General features: G+C 39.7%; 14 protein-coding genes and 1 riboswitch. Of the genes, 7 read left to right on the top strand and 7 right to left on the bottom strand.

The genetic code is table 11. The features are described 5' to 3' along the window. Positions 1 to 54: 54 nt before the first annotated feature. From ACY3XC_RS24055 to ACY3XC_RS24045, 3 genes are read right to left on the bottom strand one after another with little or no spacing between them, the layout of a single operon-like run. Entirely contained in the window at positions 55 to 993 is a 939-nt protein-coding gene (locus ACY3XC_RS24055; RefSeq protein ID WP_464870830.1) for a fumarylacetoacetate hydrolase family protein, read from the bottom strand. A gap of 27 nt (positions 994 to 1,020) precedes the next feature. Next, positions 1,021 to 1,794 (bottom strand): SDR family NAD(P)-dependent oxidoreductase, encoded by a 774-nt coding sequence (locus ACY3XC_RS24050; protein ID WP_464870829.1) that lies wholly within the window; start codon positions 1,792 to 1,794, stop codon positions 1,021 to 1,023. A 14-nt stretch (positions 1,795 to 1,808) separates the two neighbouring features. Further along, positions 1,809 to 2,582, bottom strand: coding sequence for an IclR family transcriptional regulator (locus tag ACY3XC_RS24045; RefSeq protein ID WP_464870828.1), 774 nt, complete (start codon positions 2,580 to 2,582; stop codon positions 1,809 to 1,811). Positions 2,583 to 3,102: 520 nt separating this feature from the next. Here ACY3XC_RS24045 and tagU point away from each other — a divergent pair. Then, a complete protein-coding gene (tagU, locus tag ACY3XC_RS24040; RefSeq protein ID WP_464870827.1) occupies positions 3,103 to 4,023 on the top strand; it encodes a polyisoprenyl-teichoic acid--peptidoglycan teichoic acid transferase TagU in 921 nt (306 codons plus the stop codon). A gap of 149 nt (positions 4,024 to 4,172) precedes the next feature. After that, on the top strand, positions 4,173 to 4,637 hold the full coding sequence (locus tag ACY3XC_RS24035; protein ID WP_464870826.1) for a hypothetical protein: 465 nt from the start codon (positions 4,173 to 4,175) through the stop codon (positions 4,635 to 4,637). Positions 4,638 to 4,960: 323 nt separating this feature from the next. Here ACY3XC_RS24035 and ACY3XC_RS24030 read toward each other — a convergent pair whose 3' ends face one another. From ACY3XC_RS24030 to ACY3XC_RS24020, 3 genes are all read right to left on the bottom strand, one after another. Further along, positions 4,961 to 5,908, bottom strand: a complete 948-nt coding sequence (locus ACY3XC_RS24030; RefSeq protein WP_464870825.1) for a polysaccharide deacetylase family protein — start codon at positions 5,906 to 5,908, stop codon at positions 4,961 to 4,963. A 4-nt stretch (positions 5,909 to 5,912) separates the two neighbouring features. After that, positions 5,913 to 7,283, bottom strand: coding sequence for a glycosyltransferase family 2 protein (locus ACY3XC_RS24025; RefSeq protein WP_464870824.1), 1,371 nt, complete (start codon positions 7,281 to 7,283; stop codon positions 5,913 to 5,915). A 123-nt stretch (positions 7,284 to 7,406) separates the two neighbouring features. Continuing rightward, the gene (locus ACY3XC_RS24020) at positions 7,407 to 8,297 is read right to left on the bottom strand and encodes a glycoside hydrolase family 16 protein (protein ID WP_464870823.1); all 891 of its coding nucleotides are present in this window, start codon (positions 8,295 to 8,297) and stop codon (positions 7,407 to 7,409) included. 399 nt (positions 8,298 to 8,696) lie between these two features. Between ACY3XC_RS24020 and thiS the strand changes: the two genes are divergently transcribed. The 5 genes from thiS to ACY3XC_RS23995 are packed head-to-tail and all read left to right on the top strand — an operon-like array spanning position 8,697 to position 12,251. Next, on the top strand, positions 8,697 to 8,891 hold the full coding sequence (gene thiS, locus ACY3XC_RS24015) for a sulfur carrier protein ThiS (protein ID WP_464870822.1): 195 nt from the start codon (positions 8,697 to 8,699) through the stop codon (positions 8,889 to 8,891). Between the two features lie 5 nt (positions 8,892 to 8,896). Then, on the top strand, positions 8,897 to 9,700 hold the full coding sequence (gene thiF, locus ACY3XC_RS24010; RefSeq protein ID WP_464870821.1) for a sulfur carrier protein ThiS adenylyltransferase ThiF: 804 nt from the start codon (positions 8,897 to 8,899) through the stop codon (positions 9,698 to 9,700). A 14-nt stretch (positions 9,701 to 9,714) separates the two neighbouring features. Beyond that, complete coding sequence (locus ACY3XC_RS24005) at positions 9,715 to 10,497, top strand: thiazole synthase (RefSeq protein ID WP_464870820.1); 783 nt, start codon at positions 9,715 to 9,717, stop codon at positions 10,495 to 10,497. 6 nt (positions 10,498 to 10,503) lie between these two features. Beyond that, a complete protein-coding gene (thiH, locus tag ACY3XC_RS24000) occupies positions 10,504 to 11,658 on the top strand; it encodes a 2-iminoacetate synthase ThiH (protein ID WP_464870819.1) in 1,155 nt (384 codons plus the stop codon). 8 nt (positions 11,659 to 11,666) lie between these two features. Continuing rightward, entirely contained in the window at positions 11,667 to 12,251 is a 585-nt protein-coding gene (locus ACY3XC_RS23995; RefSeq protein WP_464870818.1) for a thiamine phosphate synthase, read from the top strand. Between the two features lie 123 nt (positions 12,252 to 12,374). On the opposite strand, the gene thiC is transcribed toward ACY3XC_RS23995, so the two are convergent. After that, positions 12,375 to 14,150, bottom strand: coding sequence for a phosphomethylpyrimidine synthase ThiC (thiC, locus tag ACY3XC_RS23990; RefSeq protein ID WP_464870817.1), 1,776 nt, complete (start codon positions 14,148 to 14,150; stop codon positions 12,375 to 12,377). A 130-nt stretch (positions 14,151 to 14,280) separates the two neighbouring features. Next, a riboswitch (TPP riboswitch) is annotated at positions 14,281 to 14,392 on the bottom strand. Positions 14,393 to 14,547 lie beyond the last annotated feature (155 nt).

Genomic DNA, 14,547 nt, shown 5'->3' with positions numbered 1-14,547 from the left:
GTTTTTCCCCCCAAGATATTATTTTTTTAATCCCCTGCATACATTTGAAAATAATTACGCATTCTGACTAGCTGCGGAAAATTTTGCTTCACTGTTTTTTGCAGCTGTTAACTGATTCGTTAATTTTCCAAGCTTCTCAATTCGAATCGTTACTTTGTCACCGTCAGTCAGCCAATCCTGCTCGTTCTTAGGAAGACCAAAGATGACTCCCTCAGGTGTTCCTGTTAATATCAGGTCACCCGGCTCCAACGTAATATATTGAGAGATATAGCTGATAATTTCATCGCAGTAAAAAATCATGTCGGAAGTGTTGGATGACTGTCTAACTTTACCGTTTACAATCGTTTCAATCTTGAGATTGTTTGGGCTGCCGACTTCATCTGCCGTCACAAGATAGGGCCCGACTGGACAAAAACCATCAAGAGCTTTTCCAAGCAGCCATTGATTCGTACGGAATTGAAGGTCCCTGGCAGATAAATCATTGACATTACAATATCCTGCTGCGTAATCCAAAGCATTTTCTTTTGAAACAGCTTTAGCCTTTTTCCCAATCACAATCCCAAGTTCTGCTTCAAAGTCGATTTGCTTGGAGTCCGCTGGAAGTTCCACATCCTCCCCATGACCAGCAAGTGAATTACTGTATTTATTAAAAAGTACCGGTGTTTTTGGCGCCTCCATATTGGATTCTTTTGCATGCTTTTGATAGTTTAAGCCCACACAAATGATTTTTGCACTTTTCGGTACACATGGACCATATTCAATTTCATTCTCTTGAATATGCAGACTGCTGTTGTTTCGGTTTTCATTTACAAAAGATTCGAAAAATTCCTTCGAGACTTCATCAGCCTGGAGCCATGCTTCGAATGAAAGCGGAATGACAGAAGGCTCATCCGCTGCTTCTATGGCCCTTTCAATGTCTAAGACCCCTGCTTCTGTTTTTACACCAAATTTGAATTTGTCCTCGGATTTCCGTTTAAAGTTTACAAGTTTCATCAATTAAGCCCCTTTCATTTTTCGTTTTTAAGCCATTTTTCCAAATGTCACGCCGCCATCGATATAGAGCGGGGAACCCATCATAAAATTGGAATCATCGGAGGCTAGAAAAAGGGCTGCTTTTGCCACATCCTCTGGCCGTCCCAGGTCACCGCTTAACTGTCGATTTCTAATGCTGTTTAATCCTTCTTCATAATCTTCATAGGAGTCTCTTAAGTATTGTTCTACAAATGGAGTGAGGATGGTCCCCGGTAAAAGTGCGTTAACTCTGATGTTGTATGGGGCATAATCAACTTGCATTGATTTGGTTAAGGAAAGGATAGCTCCTTTTGTTGCTGAGTATGATGCGCGACGGGCAAGGCCAATTTCTGCGATACAAGAAGACATATTGATAATACTGCCTCCCTGTTGCTCCATCATGTATGGGAGTACATACTTACAAGGCAAGAAGACGCCTTTAATATTGACGTTGACCACCTTGTCCCACAAGTCTTCACTCGTTTCGTGTACCGACCCAACCCCAGAAATTCCTGCGTTATTAAATAGAACATCAATCCTGCCATTTTCTTTTATAGCCTGGCCCATCATTCGTTCTACTTCTTGCGCATTCGTGACATCTGCCTGGATAAAGGTTCCTTGCCCCCCTTTTTCGAGAATCTCGTTTAAGGTCTGATTTCCAGCCTCAGAGTTTAAATCATTGACGATGACATAAGCACCTTCACTGGCAAATAACAACGAAGTTGATTTACCAATTCCAGAGCCGGCACCGGTAATTAAAACCACCTTGTTTTTTAGTCTCATTTGGATTCCTTCCTTCAACTTTTTATTGGAGCTGTGAAACCAGCCATCAATGATATTCTTTTAGCTAAGTCCAAGATTTCCACCTGAGCCATGTCCCTTTTTTCCTCCCACTTTGAAGTGAGCATCGTTACACTGACTGCGGCAATAATCCTATTTTCATGATTGGTAACCGGGGCTGCGATACAATTAAAGTCCTCTACCGCTTCCTGGCATTCCGCTACAAAGCCATTTTCTCTAATACTTAAAATCTGCTCCCATAGATTTTCGATATTGCTCACCGTATACTTCGTTTTTGGCTTTAAGGAACACTCGGGATAAAGGGTTTTTAATTCATCGTAAGTATATTGCGATAGCTGCACCTTTCCCATTGCCGTGGCATGTGCAGGAAACCTCATTCCTGGATCGGTGGAGACCCTTATTGGTGACGAGCTTTCTTTTTTGCTTAAATACACAATTTCTGAACCATCAAGGATCGATAGCTGAATCGTTTCATTAAGCTTTTCAACGGTAGAAAGCGCTGCCAAATTAAAGGTGTTTATAATATCAAATTGCTTAAAGTAATACGGAGTAAGCGTTCCCAATTTTATCCCGAGGGAATAAGTGCCGTCCTTCTCCTTTTTCACCCAATTTAATACCTCTAACGTATTCAGCAGCGAAAACAATGAGCTTTTATTAATGCTTAATTCATGCGAAAAATCAATTAACCGATATTCGGCAGGATGATGGGCAATAATATCAATAATTTTGTCTGCTCTCTCAATTGCGGGAGCCCAGTACTTCTTGTCCATGTCATCATAACCCTTCATTATTGTTGGTTTATTATAGTAAACTAAGTTTAGTATACTGAGTAAAAATAAAACCGGTTTACTATGGTAAACCCAGTTCTTTATAATGCACCATAAATATATCATAGATTTTTCTGCTAAGCAATATGTCTATTTCAAATTTTCTGAATTAATTATACTTTTTTGAATTTTAACTTCTAGTGGAGAAGGCTTCTTCGATAAATATCTAGGAGTGACAGGCGCCGGTATTAATAGAGCCTAGTACACAATCGGATAAAAAGGTGTTATATGCTAAAAAACTAAAACATTTTTTGTTTTAAAAACCTTCGTTACTTGGGGCTGGCAACCGCCGATAGATTAGCAGTTTTGCTGATACACGACCTGATTTCGCTGATACAAATTGTAGCTATCCTACTAATGAATGAGGACTATCTGCTCAATTTTATTTACTATCTATCTATTCACTTTTCCTTTTATCTGGTATTCTATAGATGAGTTTTTACAGAATTGGAGGAATTTGCTAATGCGGGCGGAAAAGAAACGCAAGTGGTTAAAGGTAACCGGCATTACATTGCTTCTTTTGCTCGTAGCTGGAGGAGTCTATGGGTTTACAGTATATAGGTCATTAACCTCTGCTGTTCAAACAATGCATGCCCCGCTTCAACGTGAAATCTCAGTGAAACGTCTTGAACCGGTGGTATTGGAACAGAAAGATCCGTTTTCCGTGTTATTGATGGGCGTGGACCAAAGAGAGGGAGATCGCGGCCGCTCGGACACAATCATCGTGCTATCGGTCAATCCAAACAACAACTCTGTAAAAATGCTTAGCATACCACGTGACACACGAACAGAAATCATCGGAAAAGGGTTTGAAGATAAAATTAACCATGCCTACGCCTTTGGGGAGGTTCCCATGGCCATGGATACCGTTGAAAATTTCCTTGATATTCCGATAGATTATTACGTGCAAATTAATATGGAAGGTTTCGAGGATATCGTCGATGCAGTTGGTGGGGTAACGGTCCAAAATGACTTAGATTTTTCTGTCGGTGATTTCAAATTTCCGATTGGTGAAATCACGTTAAATGGGGAAGAAGCATTGAGTTACACCAGAATGAGATATGAAGATCCACGAGGTGACCTCGGGCGCCAAACGAGGCAACGCCAAATTATTCAAGCTGTAATAAAAGAAGGAGCAAGTTTATCCAGTCTTACTAACTTTTCAACTATATTTTCTGCTCTTGGGAGCAATATAAAAACAAATCTTACCTTTGACCAGATGATGGATATCCAAAAAAACTATAAGAGCGTCGTTAACAACATCCAGCAGATAGAAATCAAGTCCCAAGGTACAAAAATTGATGGCATTTATTATGGGCTGGTTTCACCAGAAGAAAAACAACGGATCCAGACTGAGCTAAAAACTCAGTTAGAATTGAATTAAGGAACAAAGCTGATTGATACGCTTCAATCGGCTTTTTTGGTCTGGCCCCAAAAACCAGACAAGATTGCGATGTTCAATAATTGAATAAAATGGATCGTTAAAGGGAATTTTGAAAAGACTAGAACAAGCTGAATTAGAGGAGAATTTATATGATAAAACTCGTTTTATGGTCTTTCTTTTTATTACCCTGGCTTTCCTTATTCTTTTTGAACAACTCTGCTCTCCGAAGATATATGCCTGTTGCTTTATTTGCAACGGTGATAAATACAATAATGTACCAAGTTGCTTGGACGTATGATTGGTGGAAATATAAAGAAACTCTTTTTTCTTGGGATAAAATCGCACAAATCCATACTGTTTATGGTGTTTTTTTGGTTGGGACCATATGGATCTTTTATTTTACCTTTCGGAGATTTTGGGTTTATATCCTTGTTAATTTGATAGTAGATAGTATCTATTCCTTTGGTTTCAGGGCTTTATGGAAAAAACTCAAAATTACAACTGGTGCAGGAAACTTATCGCCTATTGAAGGGATTCTAATCATGACAACAATCGCTATCTGCCTTTACATTTATCAAATGTGGCAAGAGGGACTGATTGGTGGAGAAAATTAAATTTGAATACGAATGTGTTCAATGGGGACGGTTCTTCTGGTCTTTTTATTTTAAGGCTGTGTTAAAGCTGAATGTTGATCTTACTGTGTTTGGAAAATAAGCGGAGAATTTCCGTTTAAATTGGGAAATCCCCATATTTCCTTCATAATAAGCGGAGTTTTTCCGCTTAAGGTTTCCAAATCATTGGATTTTGTCGTATTTAAAGCAGTTAACCGGAAATATTTCCGCTTATATCGGCTTCTTAAGGTTCCTTTATCTACAATAGCCGGAAATTCTCCGCCTAAAGAAACCCCTTATGGGATTTCCATCTCTTTCTTCTATCATCATCGAATAAAACCGTGAGAACCGTCCCCATGTCCCCCAAGAATATATCCAAAATCCTCCACCGTATAAAATGGATAGATGGCAAACCGAGGAATCTCCAGGATGTGCTGAGATGGATTCGCATAACCTGGCTCAACAGTAAACCCCATTTTAATATTCAGTTCTTTTAAAATATCTAATGTCGCAGTATTATACTCTCCATATGGTGCTGCAAAAGCCTCTGAGTGACCTACCCATTCATTCGCTTTGGTAAGATTCTCTTTAACGTCCACCATATCATAGGCTTCTAAGTAGGACACTCCCTCATCATTCCTATGGTGGAAGGAGTGTGTATGGTTTCCATAATCAAAGACATCACTTGCTTCCTTCAGTTCATCAAGACTGGCATATTGGAGAAAGGCAGAATCATAATCAACGGTTCTATCTGTAATGAGTCCAGTAATGATTAAACTCACAGCATAATAATCATGCTTTTTCAAAACAGGATACGCAAATTCAAACACATTTTTAAAACCATCATCAAATGTAATCAGGACACTTTTGGCTGGTACCTTTTTCTGGTTCGTCATAAACCCTTCAAACTCTTTTAACGATAAAACCGTATAATTTTCCTCCTTCAAATAGTTCATTTGCTTGGTAAACTCCTCAAGCGTCACAACCATTTCATTGATATCACCATCTTCAGTAAAATGGTGTTTTTTTAATTGACTCTCCGGAATAACTTGGTGATACATGAGGACGGGCACTTTGTCGGCATACTCCTCGACAATAGGAAAATCACGATTAACAGAGATCGGATCTGTGTTCATATCACGTAATGACTGTTTGGCTGCCACAGGCGGCAGAGCGAAATTGAGAACATAATCGTAAAGTAAATAACAAAGAGGGCTGAAAATAGCTAAGAAAAAAACGGTAAACAAGAGATTGGAGATGGTGTATTTTTTCATTTCATTACCCCCCGAGTGTATCTTTAACGCCTGCTTTTACCCCCATATCAAGCATAATTGGCTGTCCAATCCGCTCTGAACGGTTCCATCCATCTTTATCAAAGAAATAGAGGATGGTTCCAATCGTAACAAAAAGTAATCCTGTCACTCGATAGAATATGACTTCAATCGGAAGAAATAAAAGCACCGAAATATATTCTCTCAAACTATAATGATGTCCGAATCTTCTAGAAACTATTAACGTAGCAATATCCTGCATAATGGCTAACACGATCGACATGATTAAGAGAATGATAGATAATTTCAGATGGTTCATGGTGGCAATAACGATAATGGGAACCATCAGTGTTGGATAGGCAGACACTGTTCCGAGTAAAAAAGAATCTACTAATAAATAGGTTGATACCCTGAAATTCATTTTTCGAAAAAATGACTTGCGGTAGGTAATGACGCAGTCTACAAAAGCTTTTTGCCAGCGTATTCGCTGTCTGAATAAATTCTTAAAACTTGCAGGACATTCCGTATAACAAACCGCTTCAGGTACAAACACAATCCTTTTTCCTTTCAAAACTGTCCCGATTAATTCTTGGATCCTTAGTGTAATATCCATATCCTCACCAACTGTTTTTCTGTAGCCTTTTGCTTGAATCAGAATACTTCTTCGAAAAGCACCGAACGCCCCAGCGATGACCGTAATCGACCCAATCCTTGATTGGGTGGTTTTATGTAAATAAAACGCGCTCAAATATTGAACGACTTGATAGCGAATCAGGCCAGGCAGTTTAAAACAAGGGAATAACTTCTGTTCAGTACGTTTAAATCCTTGCACGATATTAACCAATCCACCTGCAGCTACAACAGAGTCATCTGTAAATGTTAGGTTCATTTCATTTAATGAGTTGGGCTCGAGAATGCTGTCGGCGTCTAAGGTAATCAGTATTTCATTCTTGGCGAAATTTATTCCGGTATTAAGGGCATCAGCCTTTCCACCGTTTTCTTTATCAATCACCCAAATATAAGGATAGATTTGCGACTGGTAAACTTCCCTTACTTCTTCATGTTTCAGCACCCCCTCTTTAAGCCTTGAGGTTTTAGCAAGCTTAAGGTGTTTGTCGAAAGTATCAAGTGTGTCATCGGTGGAGCCATCATTGATAAACAGAATCTCTAAATCGGTATAATTCACATTGAGAATACCCATCAGACAGTTTTCAATGACAAGTGTCTCGTTATAGGCAGGAATCAAGATGCTAATTCCCTTCTCCTTTGTTGGATAATCTCTCTTTTGCGCTCTGCTAGTATAAAGGGGAATAAAAATATAGAGGAGATGGAATACGATAAAAAGGCAGAATAGAGTCATTGTGATCATTAACATCATAGAACCTTCCTCCAACCTTCATGAAAGGATTTTGTGAAGGATAATAAAGAGTCCGGGAATTTTTTGTGCTTTAATTCACATTTTGTTCGAAAAAACGAACAAGCGGTCCAAAAAAAATTACCCTCACTCTCCATTTCCCTGATAAACCCTTACATAGTCTATTTCAAAACTGACAGGAAATACCGTCGTTTGGTCTGGAGCCCCTGGCCAATTACCCCCAACCGCCGTATTTAGATATAAATACATTTCTTCACTTGGAATGTTCCTGCTTATTGTGAATCTCTCCATACCGTCGATAAACCACGTAATCGAAGCTGGAGTCCATTCGATACCAAAAGTATGAAAATCTTTGGAGAAGTCTGGACCTTTAAAGGTGTCAGAAACACTTTTTAACTTTCCATCCTCACCTAACCAATGTGAAACCATCCAAACTTGATCCGGCTGGTGACCAAGCATTTCCAAAATATCGATTTCTGGAAGCCATGTATTTTCCTTATCTGTCATCATCCAAAAAGCTGGAAACATCCCTTGTCCAGCAGGAACCTTAGCCCTCATTTCTGCTTTTCCATATAAAAAATTAAATTTTCCTTGGGTATGTACTGCCCCTGATGTGTAATCCTTCCCTTTAAATTGTTCCTTTTTGCTGATTAACTTTAACACGCCATCCTCAACCTTTACATTATTGGGAGAATAGTATTGGAGTTCATTATTTTTCTCAGCTGCCCAGTCTTCTATATTCCACTTGCTGGAATCCAGGCAGTTACTTTCAAATTCATCCTGCCAAATTAAAACCCACCCATTTAGATTAGCATTCGTTTCTTTGTAAATAGCGTCTTCCACACAATCACCTTCATCATCCCTTGGCAGATTTGTTTGTATAATATCTTGAGTAATCGGATCTTCATGAGGTTGAATGGTTATGTCTTCTTTTGTAGATGTAAGGTAATGGAAATATAGTAGGGATAAAATCGAAAGCGATAAAAGGATAAAAAGAAATTTATAAAATTTTTTCATAAATCGACTTCTTTCTCCAAATTTTGATTGTTTTAACGCACTACTCGTTCTAAATAAAGAACTACTTATTTATAATATAATACAAAAGTTAACTAAAAGCCAATATTTTGGATTTTATAGAAGTTGGTAATATATATGATGTCGGTAAGGAGAATATTCATGTCCCCTAGGGAAAGTGTACCTTGGGGACGGTTCTCATGGTCTTTTATGGTTTACGCAGACCACAAGAACCCTCCCCATTGAAACTTTTTCAAATCTCTTATAGACTTAGTTACAAAGTTATTATATAATTCTGTTAAATATTTAATAAAACGAAGCACAAAATGGGGAGCACCACCGAAAGGGTGTTACCTTTTTTGTGCTTTTTTTTGTGAAAAATTGAGAAAGGAAGTGGAAAAAGTGAAGGTAAATGGGACTATTGAACCAGTAGAGAAGGATCAAACTTTATATGAATATTTAACATTAAAAAACTTTGATTTAACAAAAGTTGCAGTTGAATGCAATAGAAAGATTGTTCCTAAAGCAGAATATAAGAATTTAATTCTTAAAGAAGAGGATACTTTAGAAATTGTTAGATTTGTTGGAGGAGGTTGACCATCATGAAAATAATCATCAATGGCAAGAAACAGGAAACAACTTTTCAGACGGCCTTCCAAGTAAGAGAAAGTATAGGAAATCCTGATGATATTGTTATTTTAAACGGATTTCAAATTGAACATGATTCACCCTTAGATGAACATGATATTCTCTCTATTATTCGAAAAGGCATCATGCCAGAAGAAGAAGAATTAGAAAGCTTGATGATGGCGAGGCATACTCCATACGTCCACCAGAAGGTAAAAGAAGGAAAAGTGGCCATCGCAGGGTTAGGCGGTCTTGGATCTAATATTGCAATCATGCTGGCGAGAATTGGCGTTGGCCATCTGTTCCTAGTTGATTTTGATATTGTGGAGCCTAGTAATCTTAACCGGCAAAGCTATTACATAAGACATCTAGGAATGCCAAAGACAACCGCTCTTAAAGAGCAGATAGAAGAGATTAATCCATTTATTACAGTCGAGACAAGAATCGCTAGAATTTCAGAGGAAAATGTTAAGGAACTGTTTGAAGGCTATGATGTCATTTGTGAAGCCTTTGACAAACCGAATGCCAAAGCAATGCTGGTTAATACGGCATTGGAGCAGCTCCCCGATTGTAAAATCGTATCCGGGTCCGGTATGGCAGGCTATGATAGCTCTAATTTAATCCAGACAAGGAGGCCGATGAAACAATTATATCTTTGTGGAGATTTAGAAAATGAAGCAAGAATCGGCAGAGGTTTAATGGCACCAAGAGTGCAAATTTGCGCCGGCCATCAAGCGAATATGATTCTACGATTATTATTAGGACAAGAAGAAGTATAAGGAGGATTTTTAACATGAAAGAGACATTAGTAAAAGATCAATTAACGATTGGCGGACACGCGTTTCAATCTCGTTTTATTCTGGGGTCAGGTAAATTTTCACTCGATTTTATGAAAGCCGTTATTGAATATGGAGAAGTTGAAATTGTCACTCTCGCCCTAAGAAGAGCGAATACAGGCGGCGAAGAAAATATCGTCGACTATATTCCAAACAATATTACGCTGCTTCCGAATACTTCCGGTGCTAGAACAGCAGAGGAAGCTGTAAGAATCGCCCGTCTTTCAAGGGAACTCGGCTGCGGGGATTTTATCAAATTGGAAGTAATTTCTGATTCGAAATACTTACTGCCTGATAATCAAGAAACGGTTAAAGCAACCGAATTGCTGGCCAAAGAAGGATTTATTGTGATGCCTTATATGTACCCGGATCTATATGCGGCAAGAGCCCTCGTCCATGCAGGGGCTAGTGCGGTCATGCCTTTAGGTGCTCCGATTGGAAGCAACAAAGGCCTATGTACAAAGGAGTTCATTCAGATTTTAGTTGATGAAATCGACTTACCTATTATTGTCGATGCCGGTATCGGACGCCCGTCTCAAGCATGTGAAGCAATGGAAATGGGGGCTGCGGCGGTCATGTGTAATACGGCCGTTGCGACAGCAAACAATGTATCCATGATGGCAAGTGCTTTTAAACACGCGATAATAGCTGGCCGTGAAGCCTATTTAGCCGGTTTAGGAAGAGTACTTGATTATAAAGCGGAAGCATCTAGTCCATTAACAGGATTTTTGGAGGATTAATACGAGATGGGAAGAAAAAAAGTTGATCATATGCAGTATCAGGAAGGTATGGAAATCATACAATCTGATTTAATGGACATGGTGTTAAAAACGGTAGAAAAATATAATTATAATCTTTACACAGGACATGATGTTGAGAGAGCCTTAAGCAAGGAGCATTTAACTTTGGAGGACTTTGGAGTCATTCTTTCCCCTGCCGCGCTGCCATATTTAGAAGAGATGGCTCAAAAAGGCATGGAGAAAACAAAGAAGCACTTCGGGAACAGCATCACCCTTTTTACACCTTTATATATTGCGAATTATTGTGAAAATGAATGTGTCTATTGCGGGTTTAAAGCAACCAATAAAATTCAGCGTGCCGTTCTAAACCCCAATGAGGCAGAGGATGAATTAAAAGCGATTGCTGCTACAGGTTTAGAAGAGATTTTACTCCTTACCGGTGAATCCCGGTATAAATCAGATGTTGAGTATATCGGGAAAATGATTAAACTGGCAGTCAAGTATTTTAAAACGGTTGGAATTGAAATCTATCCTCTAAACGTAGACGAATACGCGTTTCTAAGGGAATGCGGCGCTGATTTTGTGTCCGTTTATCAGGAAACCTATAATCCCGATAAATATGAGCAGGTTCATTTATGGGGATCGAAACGAATTTTCCCCTACCGTTTTCATGCACAGGAGCGGGCTTTATTAGGAGGAATGCGCGGGGTTTCTTTCGGGGCATTGCTAGGATTAGATGATTTTCGTAAAGATGCCTTCGCGGCTGGATTGCACGCAAAATTAATTCAACAAAAATATCCGCATGCTGAAATCGGCTTCTCCGTTCCACGGTTACGTCCATACATTAACAATGCGGATAATAATTCAAAGGACGTCCACGAAAAACAGCTTTTACAAGTGATGCTGGCTTACCGCCTGTTTATGCCATTTGCGGGAATTACGATTTCCACCCGGGAAAGACCGGGATTCCGTGACCATACTGCCGGCATGGTGGCGACGAAAATGTCGGCAGGTGTGAATGTTGGCGTGGGCGGTCATGTAGAAGAACAAAAAGGCGACCAGCAGTTTGAAATTTCTGATGAAAGAACCGTTAAGGAAGTTCACGACATGATTGTCCAGAAAGGTCTGCAGCCGGTCTATACAGACTATATAAGGGTTTAGGTGAACCCATGCTCATTTATATTACCAATCGAAGGCTTTGTCAGGAGAATTTTCTCGAGAGAATTCAGCAATTAGCAAAGGGAAAGCCTCATGCCATCATGCTAAGGGAAAAAGACTTAGAGCTTCATGAATTTGAAGCTTTAGCCTTTCAAATAAACGAAATTTGTCAGTATCACGATGTCCCATTGATCATCAATCAAAATATTTCTGCAGCAGCTGAATTGGGACTAACCAATATTCATTTATCCATGTCAAATTTAAGAAAATACCAACGTGATTTGTGTTCATTTAGCGTGATTGGTGCATCTGTCCATTCAGTAGAGGAAGCAAAAGAGGCTGTATCCTTAGGTGCTGACATTTTAATTGCGGGTCATATTTTTTCAACAGATAGTAAAAAGGGAGTGCCTCCGAGAGGACTCCCCTTCCTGAAAGGGGTATGCGATTCGGTCAGTATTCCGGTATACGCCATTGGCGGAATCAAAAGAACCCACGTTAAAGAAATACGAGCAGCAGGTGCGGCGGGTTTTTGTATTATGTCTGAAGCAATGACCAGTCCTCATCCTGTTGAACTGGCAAAGCATTTTAGCATTTGAAAATAAAAGAAAGCACTTGAATTCAAGTGCTTTCTTTGGAAACCCTAATACCCGTTGGGACCATGGGGACGTTTCTCCTGGACATATTTGAACGTGACCTCAAGAACCATCCCCAAGGTACATTTATCGATAGATTTTCGATCCATCCTTGACAAATTCCTTCGCTTTTTCCTTCATACCTTCAGCAATTAAACGTTCTTCGGAATCACCCTTTTCATTCGCCATATTTCGAATGTCATGGGAAATTCTCATGGAGCAGAACTTCGGACCGCACATCGAACAGAAATGTGCTGTTTTAGCTCCTTCAGCTGGAAGCGTCTCATCGTGGTACTCTCGTGCCCTTTCTGGATCAAGTGATAAATTAAATTGGTCGTTCCAACGGAATTCAAAGCGTGCCTTCGATAAGGCATTATCACGGATCTGTGCCCCAGGATGACCCTTTGCTAAATCAGCAGCGTGTGCAGCAATTTTATAGGTAATCACCCCTTCACGTACATCATCCTTGTTGGGTAATCCCAGATGCTCCTTCGGCGTTACGTAACACAGCATGGCTGTACCGAACCAGCCAATCATGGCTGCACCAATTGCCGATGTAATATGATCGTATCCAGGAGCAATATCTGTCGTTAATGGACCTAATGTATAAAAGGGTGCTTCTTTACAAATTTCCATCTGCTTATCCACATTTTCTTTTATCATATGCATAGGGACATGTCCTGGGCCTTCAATCATTACCTGTACATCATGCTTCCACGCAATATCTGTTAATTCCCCTAATGTTTCAAGCTCAGCAAACTGCGCTTCGTCATTTGCATCCGCAATGGACCCAGGTCTTAGGCCGTCCCCAAGAGAAACAGATATATCATACTCTTTTAAAATCTCACATATTTCTTCAAAATGTGTATACAAGAAGTTTTCCTTATGGTGAGCTAAGCACCATTGAGCAAGGATGGAACCACCACGTGAGACAATACCTGTAGTACGCTTTGCGGTCATTGGAATATAGCGCAATAACACCCCTGCGTGAATCGTGAAGTAATCAACACCTTGTTCTGCCTGCTCAATTAATGTATCGCGGTACACATCCCAGGTTAAGTCCTCTGCCACCCCATTTACCTTTTCAAGTGCTTGATAAATGGGCACGGTTCCCACTGGTACTGGTGAATTTCTAATAATCCATTCCCTTGTCGTATGGATATTTTTCCCTGTAGATAAATCCATTATCGTATCAGTACCCCAGCGAGTTGCCCAAGTCATTTTTTCAACCTCTTGCTCAATAGAAGAAGATACGGCAGAATTTCCGATATTCGCATTTATTTTCACATGGAAATTCCGCCCGATAATCATGGGCTCACATTCTGGATGATTTATATTTGCTGGAATAATTGCTCTCCCTTTTGCCACCTCATCTCGTACAAAAGAAGGATCCATTTTCTCACGAATGGCAATATACTCCATCTCCTGAGTGATCATACCCTTTCTCGCATAGTGCATTTGTGTTACATTGCGGCCTTTTTTTGCACGTAATGGGCTTTTGTTAACATTCGGAAACCATTCTAAGTTTGCACGTGGATCTTCAGCACTGAAGCCATTATCTTCTGGCCTAATATCTCTGCCCTCATAGCTTTCTACATCTTTACGTTCTTCTATCCAAGTCTTACGGACTGCAGGCAGCCCTTTTCTAATATCAACGGTGTAGGTTGAGTCCGTATAAGGACCACTTGTGTCGTACACTCGTACTGGTTCGTTTTCTTCCTCACCAAAGGTATTAACGGTAGAACCTAAGCAAATTTCTCGCATCGGCACCTGAATATCAGGCCTAGATCCTTGTACATATACCTTTTTACTTCCTGTAAACTGTGATTTTAAATCCATTTTCATTTCTTCTTGCTTTTGCATGTAACTTCCTCCTTTTTTGTGTGCGGATGAAGAGTTACAACGTAGTTTTAGACAATAAAAAAGGCCCTGAATGAAATTCAGAACCTGAAACTGCCATAAAAAAGTAGCCAAAACCTGTACAATGAAGCACATAACTTTGACACTACTTCCCTACGCTGGTATCACCCAGATCAGGTTCAAAGGGTCGAAGAAATTTGCCTTCTTCTCTCAGTCCAAGCCATTGGACCCCCCTAGTAGACTACTAGAACACGATATTCAACTTTCTAGTAAAGATTACCACATGTTTCTAAATGATGGAAGTGAAATTTTTCTTATTCTTTTTTAGTAACGAAAAATCCCAAAGAGGAAAAAAGCCATCAGAACCGTCCCCCAGGACACAAAATCATTTACAGGCTCA

This window comes from Bacillus sp. CZDM1, assembly GCF_055502545.1.
Note: the sequence above shows the minus strand (reverse complement) of the source record. Positions and strands in the feature narration are given on the sequence as shown.

Coding starts and splice junctions, on each gene's coding strand:
- ACY3XC_RS24055 (WP_464870830.1), bottom strand. CDS start 993: ATGAAACTTGTAAACTTTAAACGGAAATCCGAGGACAAATTCAAATTT.
- ACY3XC_RS24050 (WP_464870829.1), bottom strand. CDS start 1,794: ATGAGACTAAAAAACAAGGTGGTTTTAATTACCGGTGCCGGCTCTGGA.
- ACY3XC_RS24045 (WP_464870828.1), bottom strand. CDS start 2,582: ATGGACAAGAAGTACTGGGCTCCCGCAATTGAGAGAGCAGACAAAATT.
- tagU (WP_464870827.1), top strand. CDS start 3,103: ATGCGGGCGGAAAAGAAACGCAAGTGGTTAAAGGTAACCGGCATTACA.
- ACY3XC_RS24035 (WP_464870826.1), top strand. CDS start 4,173: ATGATAAAACTCGTTTTATGGTCTTTCTTTTTATTACCCTGGCTTTCC.
- ACY3XC_RS24030 (WP_464870825.1), bottom strand. CDS start 5,908: ATGAAAAAATACACCATCTCCAATCTCTTGTTTACCGTTTTTTTCTTA.
- ACY3XC_RS24025 (WP_464870824.1), bottom strand. CDS start 7,283: ATGATGTTAATGATCACAATGACTCTATTCTGCCTTTTTATCGTATTC.
- ACY3XC_RS24020 (WP_464870823.1), bottom strand. CDS start 8,297: ATGAAAAAATTTTATAAATTTCTTTTTATCCTTTTATCGCTTTCGATT.
- thiF (WP_464870821.1), top strand. CDS start 8,897: ATGAAAATAATCATCAATGGCAAGAAACAGGAAACAACTTTTCAGACG.
- ACY3XC_RS24005 (WP_464870820.1), top strand. CDS start 9,715: ATGAAAGAGACATTAGTAAAAGATCAATTAACGATTGGCGGACACGCG.
- thiH (WP_464870819.1), top strand. CDS start 10,504: ATGGGAAGAAAAAAAGTTGATCATATGCAGTATCAGGAAGGTATGGAA.
- ACY3XC_RS23995 (WP_464870818.1), top strand. CDS start 11,667: ATGCTCATTTATATTACCAATCGAAGGCTTTGTCAGGAGAATTTTCTC.
- thiC (WP_464870817.1), bottom strand. CDS start 14,150: ATGCAAAAGCAAGAAGAAATGAAAATGGATTTAAAATCACAGTTTACA.